This window comes from Streptomyces sp. NPDC042201 (assembly GCF_055582185.1).
Genome location: NZ_JBVJDS010000005.1, coordinates 286256 through 307858, shown reverse-complemented (window position 1 = coordinate 307858; position 21603 = coordinate 286256). Strand labels below are relative to the sequence as shown.

The window sequence follows — 21603 nt, the reverse complement described above, 5'->3', positions numbered from 1 at the left end:
CGGTGCCGAAGCCGGCGTCGGTGGCGTCGGTGGCGTTGTCATGACTACTTCCTCAGCTCGGGGTGTTCGGCCAGGAAGTCGTCCACGTTGGATTTGTCGATGATCTTGTAGTCGCCGTCGATCTCGACCGGCTCGAAGTCGTCGGGAGCGGCCCAGTACTTCTCCAGCAGCTGGGCTATCTCGCGGCCCTGGGACGGTCCGTCGATCCACTGGGTCGCGGTCAGCTTCCCGGCCTTGACCAGGGACAGCGCCTCGGCGGTGCCGTTGAGGCCGTAGGCGTTGACGTCGGTGCGGCCGAGTTGCTGAAGGGCCGCGGCGGCGCCCGTGGCCGGGTCGTCGAAACAGGACCACACGGCGAGCTTGCCGCCCTTGGGGTGGGCCTGGGCCCACGCCTGCGTCGCCTTGTCCGCCGACTCGACCTGGCCGGGGATGGTGATCTGCTGGGCGTCCACCGTGATGTCCGTCTTCGCCACGGCCTCGTCCAGTGCCTTCTCACGGCGCTGGCAGGGCAGTCCTGGACGGTAGCCGAGCGCCAGCAGCGCGCCCTTGCCCCCGAGGTCGTCCACCACCCGCTGTGCCATCGGCGCGCCGATGGACACGTCCGCGGCGATGGGCACGCCCTCGCCGAGGCCACCTCCCCAGTTGGCGACGGGAATGCCCGCGGACCGCGCCGAGGCGACGCCCGACGCGAGCGCGTCGGTGGGGAACACGGAGATGGCAATGGCGTCGACGCCCTTGGTGGCTAGGTTGGTCAGCGCGGTGTTGGCGGCGTCGACGCTGCCGTTGGCGTCCACCTCCGTCACCTTCCAGCCCTTGGTCTTGCCGGCGGCGGCAATGGCGTCAAGAGCGCTGTTGGCATAGACGTCCGACCCGGAGAACCGGATCAGTCCGATGGTCTTGGCTGCTCCCTCACCGGTGCCGGTCGAATCGGCACTACAGCCGGCGAGGACAGCGGTCAGGGTGCTGGAAATCGCGAGGGTCATGGCGACAGTTGTGCGGCGTTTCACGGCGCGCTCCTTCGGAAAAGCGAAAGTCCGGGTGGGGTGCGTTCTCGTCGCCGTGGTGGGCCGGGTGGGCCATGAGCGACAACGCGGGTGACGGGGATCCTCTGCTGAGCGAGGCATCCGCCCAATGGATCCATCGGTGAAGAATCCTTTGGCATGCCCGAGATTCCACCTTGAATCTTCCCACGTCAATCGACAAGGGGGAATTGTGTCAGTCACGATTTCGCAACGTGATCAACTTTATGGATCCACCCTGGCTATTGGCGTGGTGGGCGCCTTGGGCCACCGCACGGCTCGTCACGGCATGCCAAAAGGGCGGGCCGTCCGCACTGCGGCCCGCCTCGGCTATTCCTACTCGGCGGATATTCCTACTCGGCGAACAGTTCGGGATGGCGCGAGAGCGCGAGCCGCGTACGGCGGATGTGTCCCGCCAGGAACCGTTCGGCGTCGACGGGATCGCCCCGTTTGATCGCCTCTATGATCAGCCGATGCTCGAAATTGATCAGCTCATGCCCGGTCGGATCAATGAGATGGGCATACGCACGCCGGTAATGCTGGGTCGTATTCCAGAAACGCCGCACCATCGTGCGGAGCTGTTCATTGAAACAGCCCGAGTACGTGATCAGGTGAAGCTCTCTGTCGAGACTGAGGAAATGGTCGACGTCCTTGTTCGTCTCGATCTCACGCTGGATTTCGTCCAGCCGGGTGAAGTCGTCCGACGTGAGATTCGGGATCGACTCGCTGAGGGCCAGCGGCTCCACCCGCTCCCTCAGTTTGTATGTCGCCTGGCATTCGGCGAGGTCCATCTTGGAGACCCACGCCCCGCTGTTCGCCTTGAGGACGACCAGACCCTCGGACTCCAGGATCCGCAGGGCCTCGCGGACCGGCAGCCGGCTGGAGCCGAAGGACGCCGCGACTTCCTCCTGCATGATCCTCGCGCCGGGGCGCAGTTCCCCTACGAGAATCTGCTTGCGCAGCGTGTCGGCGACCCGCTGACTGGCGACCGAGGACGAACCGTCGAGGCCTGGCATGGTCTTCCTAACGTGGCGGCTCATCTGGCGCTTCAGGTTGCCACAGTCTCACCCTGCGGCCCTCGCTCCGATCGGGCTGATCGAGCTCCTTCTCGTACGCCTTGCCGTGCGGGAAGGAGACGAGTTCGAGCTGCATGCCCCAGGGCGTGAGGAAGTACACCCAGCGCTGCCCCCCGCTCGGCCCGGTGCTGTCGGTGGGCTTCCCCAGGACCGTGACCCCGTGCGCCCGCAGGTGGGCGACGGCCGCGTCCAGGTCCTGGACGTAGAAGGCCAGGTGGTGGCCGCCTATGTCGCTGTTGCGCGGCGGGACGGGGTGCTGGTCCGGGGACTCGTACTGGAACACCTCGAAGTTGGGGCCGTTGGCGCAGCGGAAGAAGGCCAGGCCGTGCACCACCGCCCGTGGGTGGACGTTGAGATGGTCGGCCATCCATGTGCCGTCGGACCGGAAGGGCCCCAGCGTGTAGACCGGTTCGCAGCCGATGACCTCGGTGAAGAACGAGGTGGCCGCCTCAAGATCGGGCACCGTGAAACCGACGTGCTCGACGCCCGCCAGTCCCGGCAGGCCGCGCCGCCCCGCCGGGGTCACCGCCGCCCCCGAGGCAGTGATTCGGAGGGTCTGCGGCGCTTGGGTACTTCAATGGCCTCGACGATCAGACCCACGCTGTCCTGGGTGTCGAAGTACGCGAACCCCCCGTCGCCGTCCTGCCCGTATCCGCTGCCCGACTGGAGCAGACCGACACCGCTCGCCGTCACCTCACGGATCGCGGTTTCCGCGGACGGAATCCGGAATCCCAGGTGGTGCAGGCCGTAGCCGTGCTCCCCGATCCACTCCGTGTAGATGCTCGGCCCTTCCAGCGACTCGATGAGTTCCACCTGCGGGGCGTCTCCGGTGAGAGCGACCCGCATCCGGAACGTGCCCGGCTCGCCGCGGTAGGTCAGCCGGGGAACGGTCTCGGGGCCGTAGGTGTAGACGAGCCAGTCGTCGGCTCCCAGCAGCGCCGACCAGGTGGCGATGCCCGCCGCCAGGTCCGGTACGAGGATGCCGATCTGGGCCACCGGCAGTCCCGCCAGCGGCGCCGGCAGCGTGCCGGGATCCGGGAGGCCGGCCGAGAGGCCGCTCATCACAGGGTCTCCTTCATCGGAGGCGTCTCCTTGACGAAGTCGCGCACGGTGCGGTTGAACTCGACGGGGTTCTCGATCATCGGGTAGTGGCCGGTGCCCTCCAGGACCGCGATGCGGCTGCCGGGGATACGGCCGGTGACCTGCTCGACCATGTCCTGCGGGACCAGCCAGTCGGCGTCGCCGCGCAGCAGGAGCACCGGGCTCTTGATACGGCCGACCTGATCGCGGCGGTCGAAGCCCGCGTAGCCGGTGAGGTCGGCGGCGATCACCTCAGGACAGACCCGGCGCAACTGCCATACGACCTCGCGCGCCCGGTCGGGCGGGGTGCGGTGGCCGGTCATGGAGCGGGACCAGCCCTCCAGGATCTGCGGGCCGTTCAGCAGCAGCATCTCCAGCAGCGTGTCGCTGACGGTCGGCGTGTGGTCGGAGCCCTCCGCCGAGATGACCGCGCGATAGAAGCCGGGCCGCCGGGAGGCCAGTTCGAGGACCATGTTGCCGCCCATCGAGCAGCCCACGATGGCCGGATTCTCCAGGCCGAGGGCGTCGATGAACGCCTCGTTGAAGTCCGCGTGGTCGCTGATGTCGCGGAAGGCGCCGCCGGCCGGTTCGAGGGTCTTGCCGTGGCCGGGGGCGTCGAGGGAGATGACGCGGAACTCGTCGGACAGTCCCTCCAGGACATGGCGGTACATCAGGGTGTCCTGGCCCGCCGCGTGGACGCAGACGATCGGGATCCCCTCGCCGGCCTCCTCGTAATACGTCCGCAGTCCGTTGACCTCGATGTAGCGGCCGGTGAGTGCGGTGTGGCGGCCGGTCTCGGGGTCGGGAGAGAAGGGGCCGGGTGCGGCCGTGGGCTTGCCGGCCGTGGACAGTGCGCCGAGCAGCCGCCACATCGCCTTGACGTTGCGCAGGGCGGCGATGCCGTCGCCCTCCACCGTGATGCGGCCGAGGCCCGGCGACGTGCCCTCGAACCAGTCGGTCCGCCCGTCGATCACCCGGCGCCATTCCGCGTCCGGGGCGACGACGGTGATGTCGGCTCCCTGCGGATGGGTGCCCCGCCGCACCGCTACGGCATGCCCGTCACGTGTGTCCACCGTCCATGAGGTGCGGTCGCCGCGGAGCTCGATGCGTGCGGGGAAGTATTTGGCGGCCTCCGTCCACTCGGTGTCCGCGTTGAGTTCGGCCCGGACCGCTTCCCACCAGGAGTCCCGCTCGAACTCCGGGAGGTCGCTGGGGTCGCTCGGCGTCATCGACATGACCATCCTCCATTGGATCCATGATTCTTCAACGCTGACCATCACGCTCTTAACGTGCCTAGTCAATGCCCTAGCCTGCAATGCCTAAGTAACATATTGATAACTTAAGCTTGATTATGGATCCATACGGCGCGACTGTGAGACATCGCAAAAGCTTGGGCGTTCAAGCCCAGCCGAGCCATGTGCTCATGTCCTGGAGGCGTCCGTGCCCACACACAAGAAACTCAGCCCAGCCGCCCCCTGGGTCGAGGTCGTCACGACGAGGAAGGACTGGGACGCCGCCGATCCGGCGCTGCTGACCTCGATGTTCGCCCAGACGCTCCTCATCAGGACCTTCGAGGAGTACGTCCTCTCCCTCGCGTCCCAGGGGCTGGTGCACGGTCCCGCGCACTCCAGCATCGGCCAGGAGGGCGGCGCTGTCGGCTCGGTGCTCACGCTCACCGGCGGCGACTACGTCAACGGCTCGCACCGGGGGCACCACCAGTTCCTCGCCAAGGCGTTCGGCTACGTGGCTCCCGACGGGATCGACCCGCGGGCCCCGCTGCCCGACGCGGTACGCACGGTGCTCTCCCGGGGCCTGTCGGAGATCTGCGGTCTCGCCGACGGGTTCTGTCGCGGGCGCGGTGGATCCATGCACCTCCAGTGGCGCGAGGCCGGGGCCATGGGCACCAACGCCATCGTGGGCGGCGGCGTCCCGCAGGCCGCGGGATTCGCCTGGTCGGCCCGGCACGCCGGCACGGACGCCGTCTCCGTCTCGTACTTCGGTGACGGCGCGGTCAACATCGGATCCGTTCTGGAGACCCTCAACCTCGCCGGGGCGTGGCAGCTCCCGGTGTGCTTCTTCATCGAGAACAACCAGTACGCCGTCTCCACCCACGTCAACGAGGTCACCGCAGAACCACGGCTGTCCGCACGCGGGCTGGGCTTCAACATCCCCAGCTGGCGCGTCGACGGGATGGACCCGCTCGCCGTGTACCTGGCGACCGGCGAAGCGGTCGCCCATATGAGGGCGGGCCGGGGCCCCACCGTCGTGGAGGCGGACGTCTACCGCTACTTCCACCAGAACGGCCCGTTCCCCGGCAGTGCCTTCGGCTACCGCAGCAAGGAAGAGGAGAAGGAGTGGCGGGACCGCGACCCGCTGGCGCTCCTCACGTCCCATCTGGTCCGCCGGGGCATCCTCACCGAGCAGCAGGTGGCGCGGTGCACGGCGAGTGCGAAGGCCGAGATGGAGTCCGTCGCGAGCGGACTTCTCGAACCGGTGCCCGGCGGCAAGCCGGGCCGGCGGCGGATCAGGCCGGACCTGTGGCCGGACCCCGATTTCCGGGACGTGGGTATTCGCGGCGACCTCCGCGAGTTCGACGAGGCGCGGACCGCCGAACCCGCGTCATTCCAGGGGCAGTTGGCGGAACGCAAGTTCATCGACGTGGTGGCCGACGTCATGGCACGTCGCATGGCCGAGGACGAGCGGATCATCGTGCTCGGTGAGGACGTCCACCGGCTCAAGGGCGGTACGAACGGCGCCACCCGGGGCCTCGCCGACGCCTTCCCCGGACGCGTGCTGCCCACGCCCATCAGCGAGAACGCGTTCGCCGGCCTGGCGGGCGGTATCGCGCTGGAAGGGCGCTACCGGCCGGTGGTGGAATTCATGTACGCGGACTTCATGTGGGTGGCCGCCGACCAGTTGTTCAACCAGATCGGCAAGGCCCGCCACATGTTCGGGGGCACCGCTGCCGTACCCCTCGTACTGCGCAGCAAGATCGCCATGGGCACCGGATACGGCTCCCAGCACTCCATGGACCCGGCCGGGATCTTCGCCACCGCCCCGGGCTGGCGCATCGCCGCGCCCTCCACGCCCTTCGACTACATCGGTCTGATGAACAGCGCGCTGCGCTGCGACGATCCCGTCGTCGTCCTGGAACACGTGGACCTCTACCCGGCCACCGGCCAGGTCCCGGCGGACGACCTGGACTTCTGCCTGCCCGTGGGTAAGGCGGCGGTACGGCGCGAGGGCGCGGACCTCACCGTACTGACCTACCTGGCCATGACGAACCACGTACTGGAGGCCGTGGAGAGCGGCGACATCGACGCCGAAGTGATCGATCTGCGCTGGCTGGACCGGGCCAGCATCGACTGGGACACCATCGGCGCGAGCATTCGCAAGACCAACAACGTCCTGATCGCAGAGCAGGGAGCGGTCGGCACGTCCTACGGCGGGTGGCTGGCGGACGAGATCCAGCGCCGCTTCTTCGACTGGCTGGACCAGCCCGTCCGGCGAGTCGCCGGAGGCGAGGCGTCCCCGAGCATCAGCAAGGTGCTGGAGCGGGCCGCCATCGCCCGGACCGACGAGGTCGCCGCGGAGCTCAAGAAGATCACCGGTCGCTGAACCGCCGACATCTACGCACCACGGAGGAAACCATGGCTGAGCTGCTCCGCATGCCGGAGGTCGCGGCCGGTTCGACGGCAGCGGTCCTGTCCGGCTGGCCCGTGCCCGAGGGGGCGTCGTTCCGCGAGGGTGACGCACTCATGACCGTCGAGACCGACAAGGCCGAGGTGGACGTGCCCGCCGACGCGGACGGAACGCTGCTCAAGGCGCTCGTACCCACCGGCACCGAGGTCGAGGTGGGCAGCCCGATCGCGGTCATCGCCGCGCCGGGCGAGGACGTGGTCGACCTCGACAGGCTTCTCGCGGAACTGGGCGTCGGGGAACCGGCGGCGGCCAGGCCGGCCGTCCGGCGGGAGGTTCCCGACGCCGAACCGTCTTCCGAAGCCGCCACCTCACCGGAGACCGCCCGCCCGTCGGCCGGCGGGCGGATCTTCTCCAGTCCGTTGGCGCGGCGGCTGGCCCGCGAAGCGGGAATCGCTCTCGACACCCTCACCGGAACAGGGCCGGGGGGCCGAGTCGTCCGGGACGACGTCAACGCCGCCATCGCCGCCCGGACACCGCCACCCGCCGTCACCGCTGCCGCTGCCGATCCGGTTCCGGCCCCGGCCCCGGCTTCTCCGTCTCCTGCCGCGCCCCGTTCCGCGGCCCCCGTCCTCGTCGGCGCGGCGTACGACGAGATTCCGCACGCGCGGATCCGGCGGGCCATCGCCGCCAGACTGGCGGAGAGCAAGCGGAACGCTCCGCACTTCTACGTCAAGGGACAGATCCGCGCCGGCGAACTTCTCGCCCTGCGGCAGCGGATCAACGCGGACGGCGAGGTGAGGATCTCGGTCAACGACCTGCTCATCAAGGCCATCGCCAAGGCCCACGTCCAGGTACCCGAGATGAACGTCATCTGGACGGCCGACGCCGTGCGCCGTTTCCACACCGTCGACGTCTCGGTCGCCATCGCCACCGAGAGCGGGCTGGTCACCCCGGTGCTGCGGGGGGTCGAGTCGCTCTCCCTGTCAGCCATCTCCGCCCAGGTACGCGCTTTCAGCGAGCGGGCCCGCGGCGGCACGTTGCGCCAGAGCGACCTGGAGGGAGGTTCGATCACCATCAGCAACCTCGGTATGTACGGGGTCGAGGAGTTCAGCGCGATCATCAATCCGCCGCAGGCCGCCATCCTGGCGGTCGGTACGACGACCCGGACGCCGGTCGTCGCCGAGGACGGCGGTCTGGAGGCGGCGGACATGATGACGCTGACCCTCTCCGCCGACCACCGGCCCGTGGACGGCGCCCTGGCCGCACGCTGGTTCGCCGCACTGCGGGAGACCATCGAGAAGCCGGTCCGGCTGCTGGTCTGACGAACACGCGACCGACACCGGGAGAGAGCGCACGGCGACATACCGCGATACCCCGAGGTCAGCGTTTTGGCGCCTTTCGATCTTCCGGAAGACCTGCTGTGAGGCCCTCGGGTAGGCGCTGGGCCGGGCGGCGCCGAGGGATAGGGTGGAGCTTTCCCAGACCTGCCTCGGAGGTGCCTGCCCGGTGGCTGACAGCTTTGTTCACCTGCACAATCACACCGAATACTCGATGCTCGACGGAGCGCAGCGGCTCAAGCCGATGTTCGCCGAAGTGGAGCGTCAGGGCATGCCCGCCATCGCCATGAGCGATCACGGCAATATGTTCGGTGCCTACGAGTTCCAGCAGGTGGCCAAGGGCTTCCAGGGCGTGAAGCCCATCATCGGCATCGAGGCGTATGTCGCCCCTTCCGGGCGCCGGAACCGTCGGCAGGAGTTCTGGGGCCCCGGTGGCGTGAAGGCCATGTCGGACGACGGCGAGGGATCGAAGGACGTCTCCGGCGGCGGCCGCTTCACCCACATGACGATGTGGGCCCGGAACGTCCAGGGGCTGCGCAACCTGTTCTTCCTGTCGACGGAGGCCAGCTACACGGGCCAGTTCCCGGCGGGCAAGCCCCGTATGGACATGGAGCTGATCTCCGAGCACGCCGAGGGCATCATCGGGACGACCGGCTGCCCCTCCGGCGCGATCCAGACCCGGCTGCGGCTGAACCAGTACGACGAGGCACGCGAGGTCGCCGCCTCCTACCAGGACATCCTGGGCAAGGAGAACTACTTCCTCGAACTGATGGACCACGGCCTGGACCTGGAGCGCAACGTCCGGGCGGACCTCCTGCGGCTGGCGGCGGACCTGAACATCCCGCTGCTCGCGACGAACGACGCGCACTACGTCCTGGAAGAGCACGCGGACGCGCACGACAACCTGCTGTGCATCGGTGTCGGCAAGAACAAGGACGACCCGGCCCGCTTCCGTTTCAACGGCTCCGGCTACTACCTCAAGACCGCGGCACAGATGCGGGAGCTGTTCTCGGAGATCCCCGAGGCCTGCGACAACACCCTGCTGATCGCCGAGCGCATCGAGTCCTACGAGGAGGTCTTCGCACCCGAGGACGAGATGCCGCAGTACCCGGGCGTCCCGGAAGGGGAGACCCAGGAGGCGTATCTGCGCCGGGAGTGCGTCAAGGGCCTGGAGATGCGCTACGGCGCCCCGGTCCCCGATCACGTCATGGAGCGGTTCGAGACCGAGATGAAGGTCATCGGTCCGATGGGCTTCAGCTCGTACTTCCTCGTCGTCGCCGACATCTGCCAGTACGCCCGCGACAACAAGATCCCCGTCGGCCCCGGTCGTGGTTCGGCGACCGGGTCGATCGTGGCGTACGCGACGCGCATCACCGAGCTGTGCCCGCTGGAGCACGGTCTGCTGTTCGAGCGGTTCCTGAACCCCGAACGCATCAACCCGCCGGATGTAGACCTCGACTTCGACGACCGCCACCGCGACCGCATGGTGCGCTATGTGGTGGAAAAGTACGGCGATGAGTACACCGCCATGGTGAACACCTTCGGCAAGCTCAAGGCCAAGAACGCGATCAAGGACACGTCGCGTCTGATGGGCTACCCCTTCAGTCACGGCGAGCGGATCACGAAGGCCCTGCCGCCGGACGTGATGGGTAAGTCCATCCCCATCAGCGGTATTTTCGACTCCGCCCACCCCCGCTACGGCGAGGCCGGCGAGATCCGGGCCCTCTACGAGAACGAGCCCGAGGTCAAGAAGGTCGTCGACGGCGCCAAGGGCGTCGAGGGCCTGATCCGTAATACCGGTGTGCACGCGGCCGCGGTCATCCTGTCCAAGACGAGGCTGACCGACCGCATCCCGCTGCACATGCGCGCCAAGGACGGCGTGAAGATCACTGGTTTCGACTACCCCAGCTGTGAGGACATGGGGCTGGTCAAGATGGACTTCCTGGGGCTCCGGAACCTGGGCGTCATCGACCACGCGATCCAGAACATCCGCGAGAACCGCGGCATCAACATCACCACCGACACCGTCCCGCAGAACGGCGACCAGCCGATCCCCCTGGACGACGCCACCACCTTCCAGCTCCTGGCCAGAGGCGACACCTTCGGCGTCTTCCAGCTCGACGGCGGCGGCATGCGCACCCTGCTGAAGCTGATGGAGCCCACCCGGTTCGAAGACATCGCGGCGGCTCTCGCCCTGTACCGGCCCGGCCCCATGGCCGCCAACGCGCACACCAACTACGCGCACCGGAAGACCGGCCGCCAGGAGATCACGCCGATCCACCCCGAGCTGAAGGACGCCCTGGAGCCGATCCTCGGCAACACCTTCCATCTGCTCGTGTACCAGGAGCAGATCATGGCCATCGCCCGGCAGCTCGCCGGGTACACCCTCGGCGGGGCCGACCTGCTGCGCCGCGCCATGGGTAAGAAGAAGCCCGAGGTGCTGGCCGCGGAGTGGGAGAAGTTCCACGGCGGCATGAGGGAGAACAAGTACTCCGAGGAGTCCATCAAGGCGCTGTGGGACGTCATGCTCCCCTTCTCGGGCTACGCCTTCAACAAGTCTCACACCGCCGGCTACGGGCTGGTGTCCTACTGGACCGCCTATCTCAAGGCCAACTACCCGGCCGAGTACATGGCCGCCCTCCTCACCTCCGTCGGAGACGACAAGGACAAGGCCGGCATCTACCTGGCCGACGCCCGCAAGCTCGGCATCCAGGTCCTTCCCCCCGACATCAACGAGTCCGTGGCGAACTTCACCGCCGTCGGCGACAGCGTCCGCTTCGGCCTGCGTTCCGTCCGCAACGTCGGCGACCATGTCATCGAGTCGCTGGTCGAGACCCGCAAGTCCAAGGGCAAGTTCTCCTCCTTCCCCGACTTCCTCGACAAGGCCGACATCGGCGCGCTCAACAAGCGGGCCGTGGAATCCCTGATCAAGGCCGGCTCCTTCGACTCGCTGGACCATTCCCGCAAGGGGCTGTCCGCCGTACACGAAGACGCGATTGATTCGGTCATCCCGGTCAAGAAGCAGGCCGCGATCGGACAGGACGACCTGTTCGGCGACCTGGGCGGCGGAGACGACACACCGGTGTTCGGCCTCGACTTCAAGATCGACCCGAGCGAGTGGCCCCGTAAGCAGCTGTTGGCCACCGAACGGGAAATGCTGGGCATGTACGTCTCGGCCCACCCCCTGGACGGCACCGAACACATCCTGTCCCGCAACCGCGACACCACCATCAGCGAACTTCTCGGCTCGGGCAGGACCGAAGGCGTGGCGAAGCTCGCGGGCCTCATTACCAACGTCGACCGCCGCATGACCAAACAGGGCAACCCGTGGGCGATCGTCAACCTCGCCGACCGTGACGGCGAGATGGAAGTTCTCTTCTTCCCGGCCTCCTACACCCTGGTCCAGCACGCACTGATCCCCGACAGCGTCGTCTCCGTGGCCGGCCGCCTCAACGACCGTGACGGCGCGGTGAGTATCTTCGGCCAGGAGATCGAGGTCCTGGACGTCTCCTCCGCGGAGAGCGGCGGGAAGCCGCCCGTACGCCTCGAACTGCGCTCACACCGCGTCAACGAACCCACCGTGCAGGAACTCAAGCGCATTCTGAGTGCGCACAAGGGCGACAGCCCCGTACGGCTCCAGGTTCGCGCCCCGGACAAGACCGTGGTGTACGCGCTGGGATTTGAGGTCGACTCAACCTCGGTGGCCTCCGACATCAAGGGCACGCTGGGCGCGGACGTTTGGATCGGCGTGGCATAAACGGTCCACATGCTCCTTCCCCGGCGTCAGCCGTTGGCGTGGTCGCCGGGGTCGGTGTCGGCGTGGGCGCGTTGGCAGGCCTGTTGGTTCTCCGGGACGGAGCAGGGCAGATGGCCGTGCTTCTCGACGAGGTTCCGGCCGGTGTCCGCGGCCAGGTAGTCGAGGAACTTGGAGGTGAGGGAGTTCGCAGGCGGTGTGCCGTAGGTGTACGCGTACTCGGGCTCCCAGAAGGCGTACGTCCCTGCTCTGACCGCGTCGACGGAGGGCTTCCGGCCGTCCAGGGACAACAGGTGAACCTCGCCCCGCTCGCTGCGCAGTTCGGCGGCGCGCAGTTCGACGTAGCCGATCGCTCCCGGTGTCGCGGCCACCGTCTTCAGGACGTCCTCGGTGCTGTCCAGCTCGCAGCGGACGACGTCCTGGTTTCCGTACTTCAGGGTCCGGCAGTTGGCCGAGGTGCGGCCGAATTCGGGGGTGCCGCCCAGCACACGGGCCTCGAACACGCCGCGTGTCCCTGATTTCCCCTCGCGGCTCACGAGTCTGACGGCCAGGTCGGGTCCGCCGTCGATCTGATTCCAGTTGCTGATGCCGCCCGCGTACAGCTTCTTCAGATCCGCGCGGGAGATGCTCGGCAGCCGGACGTCCTCGTTCACCACCATGGTGAAGACGGACAGCGCGACCAGGTGCTCCTTGAGCTCCGGTCCGCCACTGCCGTCCCGGCCGTCGGAGAGGGCGAGGTACGGGGGGAAGGTGCCCTTCGCCGCGTCGCCTTCATCCCTGAGCGTGCTCGTGCCACGGCCGCTGCCCTGGGCCTGGACCTTGATCCGCGCTCCTGGGCAGTCACTTTCGTACGCCCCGTCCAGATCCTTCATCACCGGCGCGAAGGCGGTGGAGCCGACGACGGTGAGAGCGCCCTTGCCGCACCCCTGCGGGAGCGGGTCTTCCCGCAGCAGCTGCAAGCCGGTGGACTGGAGAACCAGGAGGAGGAGCAGGCCGCCGATGAGCCCGAGCATGCGGTTGCTGGGGCGGCGGAATTTCTCGTTGTTCCGGATCCGGCCTTCCCTGATACGGCCGCCGACGCGCGGTTCCTTGTCGGTGCCGGCGCCCGTCAGCAGTACGAGCAGCTTGAAGTGATCGCCCCGGTTGAGCGGGACTCTCGGCAAGGAGATCTCGCTGCCGTGGGCGACCAGTCCGGGACTTGTCTCGGTTCCGTGCTGGGGCAGGTGCCTGAGCAGGTCGGGATGGCTGGGTTCGGTGACCGCCACATCTCTGACCGTGCGGTTGGGGAAGGTGGCCGTGAGACCACGGTGTTCGGTGGTGGGCGCGGTGATGTAGTCCTCGGCGTCGATGCCGCGGAAGCCGTCGTTCTCGATCCGGAGCAGGACGAGTGAGGCACCGGCCAGGTCCGGGGTGTTCTCCAGCATGCTCAGCCGCTGGTGTATTCGTTCGTCCTGCGTGCTGTCGTCGATGAGCGTGTCCATCTGCACGCGGTATCCGATGCGTTTGCGGCCCGGCATGAACCGCTCGTACGAGAGCCCGCCGATCGTGACCACGACTCCGAGAAGCGCCAGCAAATTCTCCGGAGTCAGCAGCTCTTTCAACCACCCCACGGTCTTCCCCCCGCCCACGTCACGACCTTTAGGGGGAGTCAATGTACGAGCCGTGGAGGGGCCCGGGGCCCGGCTGGCCGAGAGCTCACTGACTGTTCGTCATACGTTCAGCCCCGCGCCGGTTCACCGACCCCGGACATGGCGAGTCCGGACATCGCGACCCCGGACATGGCAGAGGCCCGGCCGGGCGCAGGACGCCGGACCGGGCCTCTGGGGGCATCAGCGGTTGCCGACACCGTTCCCCGACAGGACCGGGATGTCGTCCAGGATGTGCGACAGGGCCTCGTCGCCCTTCGCCTGGGTGGAGTTCTCCGTGCACTGCTGGTTCTGCGGGGAAGCCAGGACGTTGACGTCCTGCAGGGCGATCGGCGTGGCACCGACGAGGGAGGCGGTGCTCGTCTTGGTCGGCATGCCGATGCAGGGCTTGTTCAGCGAGCCCTGGACCAGGCCCAGCTGCGGGCTCAGGTCCCCGTGGGTCGACGAGTTGCCGAAGGCCTGCTTGGCACCGTTGCCACTGAAAGACGTCGTGCCCTGGTCGTCACCGATCGCCAGCGCCGGCGACGCGGCCGCGGCCGTGGCTCCGATGATCGATACCGCGACAGCAGCGGTAGCCCACAGCTTCTTCATGTAAATACCCTTCCGGAAAAGCGAACTCCACCGGTGGAGTTCATCCTGTTCAACTTGAATACGGTTGGCATGGTTGCGGTGATTCCCCCGAACGGCCTATTACCGATCGCTCGCAGAAATACATAGAAAAATTCCGGACCGCCACGGGATTCAGCGGCGGTCCGGCCGGTCAGTCGATTTCTCAGTTGTTTCCGGTGCCGTTGCCCGAGAGCACCGGGGCAGTGTCCAGGATGTGCGACAGCGGCTCGTCGCCCTTCGCCTGGGTGGAATTCTCCGTGCACTGCTGGTTCTGCGGGGAGGACAGGACATTGAGGTCCTGAACGGCGATCGGCGTGAGGCCGGTGAGGGCGGCGGTGTTCGCCTTGGACGGCATGGCGATACAGGGCTTGTTCAGCGACCCCTGGATGAGCGCCATCTGCGGGCTCATGTTGCCGTACGTCGCCGAGTTGCCGTACGCCTGGCTGGCGAAGTTGCCGCTCGCCGACGTGGTGCCGCCGTCGTTGCCGATGGCCAGGGCCTGCGGAGCGGCCGCGGCGGACATGCCGACGACGGAGGCGGCGACAGCGGCGCCGGCCATGAGCTTCTTGATCACGGTAAGTCCCCTTCTGAAGGATGCCCCAAGTCCCCGGGGCGCCCTGAGCAACTTCACATCGGGGGTTTGGTTCTTTCCCTTCACCCCAACGGCCTATTACCGGAGATCAGCGGAGCAGCCGCCCCGGCAACGGCGGTCCCCACACGCGGCCGAACGGGTGAAGTAGCGGAACCAAACCGTCGGCAGCCGGTTGTCCAGGTCGCTACACACGCATTTTCTGAGACCGACAGGGGCAATGGCGCCGTCCCTGTCGGTAGAAATTTCCGACGCGGCAGTCGAGTGAAGAAACGGGAGTCGCATAAACGCGGCAGTTTCCTTGTTACCGACTACTCGTTGGAGATCCAGCAGCGGCCGTGAGAGCTGAGAAATTGACGCTCGCGTACCACGACAGTCGTGCGGACGTAATTGCCGCTGCGGAAAGGGCTCAAGATGAAGTGCAAGAAAGCCGCAACGATCGTCGCAGGGCTGATGATCGCCGTGGGCGCCGCAGCCCCGGCTGTCGCTGACGCCGAGGCCAAGGGCGTCGCCATCGGATCCCCCGGGTTCCTGTCGGGCAATGTCTACCAGACCCCCCTGCACCACCAGCACAACCTGTGCGGTACCAGCACCAACGCCACCCCCTCGCTGCTGAACCCCGCCTTCGGCCACGTCTGCTCCAACGACTGACGTTGTACGGACACCCCGCGGGGTGTTCTCGGCCGGTCCCGGAGTGCGTGCGACCTGCGCTTCGGGACCGGCGTCAGTCGGCACCGATATCACCTAGCGACAACTGCTCGCCGCACAAGGCAGCAGGAGGAGAAACCAGATGCGAGACCTCATCAGTAAAGGACTGCTCACGGCCGCCGCGGCGACCAGTGTGCTGTCCCTGAGCGGCGGTTACGCCCTCGCGGCGGAAGCGGACGGAGTCGCCGCCGAGTCACCGGGGGTGCTGTCGGGCAACAGCGTCCAGGCGCCGGTGGACATCCCGGTGAACGTCTGCGGGAACACCGTGAACCCCATCGGGCTGCTCAACCCCTCCTTCGGCAACACCTGCGTGAACACGTCGAGCACGCCGGCGCAGTCGTCTTCCCAGGCGTCTTCGGGGTACGGAGAGTCCTCGTCGCACTCCGGCCGCCCCTCCTCGCAGTCGGGCCCCTCCTCGCACGCGCAGTCCCAGGGGCAGTACGGGAGCCACCAGGCGCACGCGTCCCACCTGTCGTCACCGGGCGGCACGAGCGGCGACGGCGCCCAGGCCAGTGGGATCGCGAAGGGGTCGCCGGGCGTGCTGTCGGGCAACCTCCTCCAGGCGCCCGTGCACGCGCCGGTGAACGCCTGCGGCAACTCCGTGGATCTGGTCGGTCTCCTCAACCCGACCTTCGGCAACACCTGCGTCAACGGTGCGCCGGAGGCCCCCGAGCCGCCCCAGGCCGCGCCGCCCGAGCGGCACCACCACGAGGCACCCCCGACCCACCAGCGGCCGGAGGCTCCCATCTCGACGCCCGAAGAGGAGCCCCACTTCGAAGGTCCCGAGCTGGCGCACACCGGCAGCGACTCCCACCTCCTCGCCGCGGGCGCGATGAGCCTCGGACTGCTGATCGGCGGCGGAATCCTGTACCGGCGCAACAGCGCGGGCGCGCGCGCCTAGGCTTTTTCCGAGGACACGTAGCGCCGTCCGCCGGTCGGGAGAATCACCGTGGCTTCTCCCGACCGGCGGAGGACGACGCACTCGTCAGGACTGATCTGCCATCACGACCGGCGCGCCGTCAGTTCTTCCGCGCCGCGGCCCGCCGGTGTCCGCTCCGGCATCCACCCCGGCGCCGCCTCCCGCTGCCGCACCATGCCGCGCGCCCCGTCGCGCGCCCCGAGCCGTCGCCGTACGCCCCGTACGAGCCGCTCGGCCGTGAAGGACGCCCCGTACACGAACCGCATCGACGGGCCGAACGACGGAGCACTCAGCAGCCCGGCGAGAAACAGCCCCGGGTGCGAGGACTCGAACTCCGCGTTCGCCTCGGGTGCGCTGCCGGGGCCCAGCGTCCGCAGGCCGCCGCGCAACTCGCCGTCGAGCAGGCCGAGCCGCTCGATACCCGGGGTGAATCCGGTGGCGGCGATGACATGGTCCGTCTCCACGGTCGCCGCCCGGCCCGAGCTCGTGGCCAGCTCCAGCCGTACGCGCCCGCCCGCCGTGGCCGCCCTCGCCACGCGCGCCCCCAGCCTGATGTCCACCACCGACTCGACGCGGTCCCGCAGCCACCACGCGCCCGCCGGACCCAGCGCCGAGGTGAAGACACGGGTCCTGGTCGGTGCGGGCAGCCGGCGGAAGAGGCCCGGCGCCTCCGCGTAGACCCAGTTCCGCCACCCGCAGCCCAGACCGGTGTGCGGGGCGCGCGCCGCCCGCGCGACGGAACGTTCCCTGGGCGGCGGAACAGTGTTCCAGTTGAGCAGGCCCGACCGGGCCACCACCCGCACGGCGGTGCCCTGTTCAGCGAGCAGCGCCGCCGTCTCCAGAGCCGCCTGACCCGCCCCGACGACGGTCACGTCCCGGCCCTCGAAGCGGGCCAGATCGCCGTGGTGGCTGCTGTGCGACACGTGCTCGGGAGGCAGTGCGCGCAGGGGCGCGGGGATGTCGGTGAAGGGCATCACCCCGACCGCGAGCGCCACCGTACGGGCGAGGACGCTCTCGCCGTCGTCGGTGGAGAGCCGGAACCCGCCGGGGCAGGGCCGTACCGCCGTGATCGTACGTTCGTCGACGGGCGGGGCCGCCCGGCCCGCGAACCACAGTCCGTACGAGGCGAAGAAGCGGACCGGCAGCGGGACGCCGTGCCGGGCCTCCACCCCCTGGGTGGCGGCGTAAGCGGCCAGGCCGTAGGCGCCCTGCGGATCGGAGAGATTCGACGCCCAGGGTTCCGACTTCAGATACATCCCGGACGGCATGTTGTCCCGCCACGCGGCCATCGGTCTGCCGAACACCCGCAGATCGAGGCCGGCCGCGGCGGCGTGCGCGGCGATGGAGAGTCCATAGGGGCCGGCGCCCACCACTACCAGGTCGTACATCGTGTGTCCTGTCCGCTCTCTGTGTCGGGATCTACGGGGTCGACGGAATCGACGGGTCGACGGAATCGGCTCGATACGGGGGCACCATGGCGGCGCGGTCCAGGCCGCCCCACCGTCGCCGTACCGGAGAGGCGCGCGACCGTCCGGGCTCGCTCGTACGCGGCGCGGGCAGCGCGTGTCTGAGCCGGCGCCACCCCCGGTGTGCCGCATGTGGGATCCAGGCGACGGCCATGGCGTACGCGGGCAGCGGATCGTCCAGGGCGAACCACGCGGCCTCCCCGGACCGGGCCCGCACCCCGTCGGCCCGGACCGCCCCGATGCCCAGGCCCGCCCCGCCGCCCCGGCACCGGGAGGACGACAGCGTGGACAGGAAGGACAGCAGCGCGTAGTTCTCGACCACGAAGGTCCGGCCGTGCGCGGCGTCCGGCGCGGGGACGGTACGCCCGGTGAGATCCAGATGCAGCGCGCGGACGACATCGGTGCCCGACCGGTCGGTGAAGAGCCGGAACTGCGCGCCGGGCCGGGGGTTGAAGTCGAGCAGATGGTAGGCGCCGGTGGCGCTGTCCAGCCGGAAGTCCAGATCGAGGATGCCGCGGTAGCCGAGCGCCGAGACCAGCTGACGCGCCGTCCGCTCGACGGCCGGGTTCGGCAGCCATCTTCCCACCGCGGTCAGCCCGGCCCCCACCGGCCAGGACCGCTCCTTGCGCCCGGCCGCCCCGACCAGGCACTCACCGCCGCTGCCGCTGTAGCCGTGGAAGAACCAGTCGAGGTCACGGCCTGGCGGCAGGAACTCCTGGAGCAGCAGCCGGCTGCCCGCCTCCGCGCTGCGCCCGTACAGCTCACGGGCCTCCTGCGGGGAGCGGACGACGAGGGTGCTGCGCAGCCCGGCCCCCTCGGGCAGGAGCCACGGCCGGCTCCACTTCGCCACCACGGGCAGCCCGAGCGACCGGGCGGCCGCCGCGGCCTCCGCCGCGCCGCCGGGGATCACCGTCCTCGGATGGGGGATGCCGAGCGCCCCGCAGATCGCGACCAGTTCGGCCTTGTCCGCGACCCGCTCCGGCAGCCCTGACGGCTGTTCAGGCAGCAGATAGCGGCCGGCCAGCCGCTGCTGGAGCCGCCCCACGGTGATCGCGCTCAGATCGTCCATGGCGATGAGCACGGCCGGGGTGGCGAGCCGGTCCGAGATACCGAGCAGCAGCCGCTGAACATCCGACAGATCCGTGCCCGGGCCCGGCCGTAGATGCGCCCCGCGCAGATAGCGGGAGCGCCCGACGGGGCTGCGCGTGGCCTCGATCACCGCGTGCACCTCGATCCCCGCCCGGCCGAGGGATCTGACGGCGCCCAGCGTGCCGTGGTGGAACGGGTTCCGGTCGAGCCGCACGAGTACGGCGGGAACGCGGGTGTCGAAGCTCGGCACGAGGGTGCCCTTCCTTTCGGTAACCCATGCGGGGGATGAAATGCACGGACGGACTACTGGGACGTCAGGCCGGGCTCCCGGTCGGCGTATTAGAAATACTTTTGGATCAGCGTGATCACGACGATCATTGATCGCGGCCACGGAAAAGGGTCCAACTCATGAGGAGCGGACATGTCTCATCGACGTCGACGGCTGACGACCACCTGCCTGAGCGTGGTCGCGGCCGGCCTCCTTGCTTCAGGTGCGGCGCTGTCCGATCCGAATCACGCGCCAGATCCACAACACACCTCAGACCCGAACCGCACGGCCAAAACCCCGCAGGCGCCGGAACCCGCGATGGGCGCCTATCTCGGTTATGGCCCGGACGGCGTGCGGCGCATCGCCGAAATGGAGAAATGGCTCGGCGGTACGGAGTTGCGGGTGGGGCACACCTATCTCCCCGGGGATATCTGGCCCAACATCGAGGGCACCCCGGACTTCCTGAAGGACTGGGCCGAGTGGCGAAAGGCGCGGGACGACCGGATGTTCGTCCTCAACGTCCCCATGCTCGAAGACAATGAGGCGCACCTCCCGGACTTTCTCGTACGCTGGGAACTGCGCGAGGGCGCGCGAGGGGAATACGACAGCCACTTCAAGACCCTGGCGGAACGGCTCGTACGCCTCGGTGTGCCCGACACGGTGGTCGTGCTCGGCTGGGAGATGAACGGAACCACGTACACGCATCGCTGCGGGCCCGACCCCACGGCGTGGAAGCAGTACTGGAACCGCATTGTCACCACCATGCGTGCCGTGCCCGGGCAGAAGTTCCGTTTCGACTTCGCTCCGAGCCGCGGAAGGGACGCCATCCCCTGGACCGAGTGCTATCCCGGCGACGACGTCGTGGACATCATCGGCATGGATTCCTATGACCAGCCGCCGGGAGAGAATTTTGACGAACAGGTGAATCAGCCCTACGGGCTCCAAGAACACGTGGACTTCGCAGCCGCACACGGAAAGGCTATCTCTTATCCCGAGTGGGGCCTCTTCCGCAACGGCGATAATGCCGAATATATGCGCCGGATGCTGCAATGGATCGACACGCACAAACCGCTCTACAACACCATCAGCGATTACTGTCCGCACGGCGTATGGCAGTGCACCGATAATCCGGAGTCGTCGAAGGTGTTCCACTCCACGCTGTACGGACGGCTCCCGGGGTCCGCGTCGACGGCGCCCGCGGCCCCCACGCCCTCCGCGTCCCCGTGAACTGACGGGAACGCCGACGCCTCAGACCCCGCGCGGGGGCGGCGGCAAGGTCAGCCCTTGTCGCCGCCCCCGTCTGCCTTGCGCCGGAGCCGCTTGACGAGCGCCGCCGCCCGGCCGCGGCCCGCCGCGCGCGCGACGAGCAGCTGCAACGACGGCGCCAGATAGGGCCTGGCCAGCAGAAACCGCTGATTGCAGACGGTCTCCGGGCGCCAGTGGTGCTTGTACGGCTCATTGCCGCGCAGCATGCTCAGCGTGGCGCGGCCGCTCGTGCTGATCTGCTGCGCACCGCTCCGCAGCAGCATCGTGGCCACATCCACCTTCCTGGCGCGCAGCATCGGGTCGGCGCCGTACAGATAACCGCCCGCCAGCTGGCTGGACATCAGCGTGAGATCCGCGGCCACCACCTTCCCGGCCAGCCGGAATTCGGTCACCATCGCGTCGCCGCACACGACCATGGACCGCACCGACCGGGTCAGATGCTCCGAGAAACGCGCGCTGAGATGCTCGGGGGTGACCCCACGGCCCTGCCACTGGAGCCGGTGCAACTCCAGCAGCCGTTCGACCGCGGCCGGGATCTCGTCCTCCGGCACCACCCGCTCGTCGATGCCGATCGAGTCCAGCTTGCGCAGCTTCGCGCGGGCGCGCTGGGCGCGCGCGGAGGGGAGCCGCCCCAGCAGTTCGTTCATGGGAACGGCGGGCAGTTCGAGGCAGGGCGAGTCCGCCAGCCGCCGGCGCGGCCCGGCCCAGCAGGCGTGGACGCGTTCCGCCGCGGCTCCGGGCCGTACTTCCCGCAGGTCGATCACGGCGGTACGGGCCGCTCGCGCGAGGGCCTTCGCCAGCGCGGCGGCCGCGGCCTCGGCGCAGCCGTCGTCGAGCAGGACGTCGGAGAAGTCGGAGATGCTGCCGCCGAGCTGCACGAAGACGGGGAAGGGGCGGTGCACCAGCATCAGCGCGGCCGCCGCGACCAGGTCCTCGCCCCGGCGTACGAGCACGACCCGCAGCCTGCCTGGCCTGCCGTACGAAAGCCACCAGGAGTGCAGCCAGCTGTGGCTCTGGAAGGGCGTGGCCGTACGGGAGCGGCGGTACAGCGCGTCCCACGCGGGGGCGAGTTCACCGAAGCGGCCGGCGTCCCGGCACAGCTCCGTGGTGAACACGGAGCCGGACACCGACGCGG

General features: G+C 68.6%; 16 protein-coding genes and 1 pseudogene. 6 read left to right on the top strand and 11 right to left on the bottom strand.

Annotated elements, in window-relative coordinates:
* Window positions 1–44: 44 nt before the first annotated feature.
* The 5 genes from ACZ6MZ_RS14980 to ACZ6MZ_RS14960 form a co-directional block, all read right to left on the bottom strand.
* Window positions 45–1007 (bottom strand): sugar ABC transporter substrate-binding protein, encoded by a 963-nt coding sequence (locus ACZ6MZ_RS14980; protein ID WP_469352120.1) that lies wholly within the window; start codon window positions 1005–1007, stop codon window positions 45–47.
* A gap of 365 nt (window positions 1008–1372) precedes the next feature.
* Entirely contained in the window at window positions 1373–2035 is a 663-nt protein-coding gene (locus tag ACZ6MZ_RS14975) for a GntR family transcriptional regulator (protein WP_469352118.1), read from the bottom strand.
* Window positions 2036–2042: 7 nt separating this feature from the next.
* On the bottom strand, window positions 2043–2621 hold the full coding sequence (locus tag ACZ6MZ_RS14970) for a VOC family protein (protein WP_469352116.1): 579 nt from the start codon (window positions 2619–2621) through the stop codon (window positions 2043–2045).
* Window positions 2618–3157 carry a VOC family protein gene (locus tag ACZ6MZ_RS14965; protein WP_469352114.1) on the bottom strand — a complete coding sequence of 180 codons (540 nt, stop codon included), beginning with the start codon at window positions 3155–3157 and terminating at the stop codon, window positions 2618–2620. The genes ACZ6MZ_RS14970 and ACZ6MZ_RS14965 overlap by 4 nt, the downstream gene beginning before the upstream one ends.
* The gene (locus tag ACZ6MZ_RS14960) at window positions 3157–4410 is read right to left on the bottom strand and encodes an alpha/beta fold hydrolase (protein WP_469352113.1); all 1254 of its coding nucleotides are present in this window, start codon (window positions 4408–4410) and stop codon (window positions 3157–3159) included. Before ACZ6MZ_RS14960 ends, ACZ6MZ_RS14965 begins: the two co-directional genes overlap by 1 nt.
* A 205-nt stretch (window positions 4411–4615) precedes the next feature.
* Between ACZ6MZ_RS14960 and ACZ6MZ_RS14955 the strand changes: the two genes are divergently transcribed.
* The 3 genes from ACZ6MZ_RS14955 (at window position 4616) to dnaE (ending at window position 11911) form a co-directional block, all read left to right on the top strand.
* Window positions 4616–6793, top strand: coding sequence for an alpha-ketoacid dehydrogenase subunit alpha/beta (locus ACZ6MZ_RS14955; RefSeq protein ID WP_469352111.1), 2178 nt, complete (start codon window positions 4616–4618; stop codon window positions 6791–6793).
* Between the two features lie 32 nt (window positions 6794–6825).
* The gene (locus ACZ6MZ_RS14950) at window positions 6826–8139 is read left to right on the top strand and encodes a 2-oxo acid dehydrogenase subunit E2 (RefSeq protein WP_469352109.1); all 1314 of its coding nucleotides are present in this window, start codon (window positions 6826–6828) and stop codon (window positions 8137–8139) included.
* Window positions 8140–8323: 184 nt separating this feature from the next.
* Complete coding sequence (dnaE, locus tag ACZ6MZ_RS14945; protein WP_384187897.1) at window positions 8324–11911, top strand: DNA polymerase III subunit alpha; 3588 nt, start codon at window positions 8324–8326, stop codon at window positions 11909–11911.
* A gap of 26 nt (window positions 11912–11937) precedes the next feature.
* Here dnaE and ACZ6MZ_RS14940 read toward each other — a convergent pair whose 3' ends face one another.
* The 3 genes from ACZ6MZ_RS14940 to ACZ6MZ_RS14930 all read right to left on the bottom strand — a co-directional run bounded on the left by ACZ6MZ_RS14940 (window position 11938) and on the right by ACZ6MZ_RS14930 (window position 14737).
* Window positions 11938–13518, bottom strand: coding sequence for a substrate-binding domain-containing protein (locus ACZ6MZ_RS14940; protein ID WP_469352107.1), 1581 nt, complete (start codon window positions 13516–13518; stop codon window positions 11938–11940).
* Window positions 13519–13737: 219 nt separating this feature from the next.
* Complete coding sequence (locus ACZ6MZ_RS14935; RefSeq protein WP_389787673.1) at window positions 13738–14145, bottom strand: rodlin; 408 nt, start codon at window positions 14143–14145, stop codon at window positions 13738–13740.
* Window positions 14146–14326: 181 nt separating this feature from the next.
* Complete coding sequence (locus ACZ6MZ_RS14930; RefSeq protein WP_389787675.1) at window positions 14327–14737, bottom strand: rodlin; 411 nt, start codon at window positions 14735–14737, stop codon at window positions 14327–14329.
* 429 nt (window positions 14738–15166) lie between these two features.
* Here ACZ6MZ_RS14930 and ACZ6MZ_RS14925 point away from each other — a divergent pair, with 429 nt between their 5' ends.
* On the top strand, window positions 15167–15403 hold the full coding sequence (locus ACZ6MZ_RS14925; protein ID WP_389787677.1) for a chaplin: 237 nt from the start codon (window positions 15167–15169) through the stop codon (window positions 15401–15403).
* Window positions 15404–15542: 139 nt separating this feature from the next.
* A complete protein-coding gene (locus ACZ6MZ_RS14920; protein WP_469352105.1) occupies window positions 15543–16361 on the top strand; it encodes a chaplin in 819 nt (272 codons plus the stop codon).
* A 101-nt stretch (window positions 16362–16462) separates the two neighbouring features.
* On the opposite strand, the gene ACZ6MZ_RS14915 is transcribed toward ACZ6MZ_RS14920, so the two are convergent.
* Both ACZ6MZ_RS14915 and ACZ6MZ_RS14910 read right to left on the bottom strand, forming a co-directional pair.
* Window positions 16463–17767, bottom strand: a complete 1305-nt coding sequence (locus tag ACZ6MZ_RS14915) for an NAD(P)-binding domain-containing protein (RefSeq protein ID WP_469352103.1) — start codon at window positions 17765–17767, stop codon at window positions 16463–16465.
* Between the two features lie 31 nt (window positions 17768–17798).
* Window positions 17799–19184, bottom strand: coding sequence for a carboxylate--amine ligase (locus ACZ6MZ_RS14910; RefSeq protein WP_469352101.1), 1386 nt, complete (start codon window positions 19182–19184; stop codon window positions 17799–17801).
* A 171-nt stretch (window positions 19185–19355) separates the two neighbouring features.
* Here ACZ6MZ_RS14910 and ACZ6MZ_RS14905 point away from each other — a divergent pair.
* A pseudogene (locus ACZ6MZ_RS14905) lies at window positions 19356–20426 on the top strand (glycoside hydrolase family 26 protein); the annotation flags it as partial.
* A gap of 53 nt (window positions 20427–20479) precedes the next feature.
* On the opposite strand, the gene ACZ6MZ_RS14900 reads toward ACZ6MZ_RS14905, so the two are convergent.
* Entirely contained in the window at window positions 20480–21583 is a 1104-nt protein-coding gene (locus ACZ6MZ_RS14900) for a GNAT family N-acetyltransferase (RefSeq protein WP_389787683.1), read from the bottom strand.
* Between the last annotated feature and the right edge of the window lie 20 nt (window positions 21584–21603).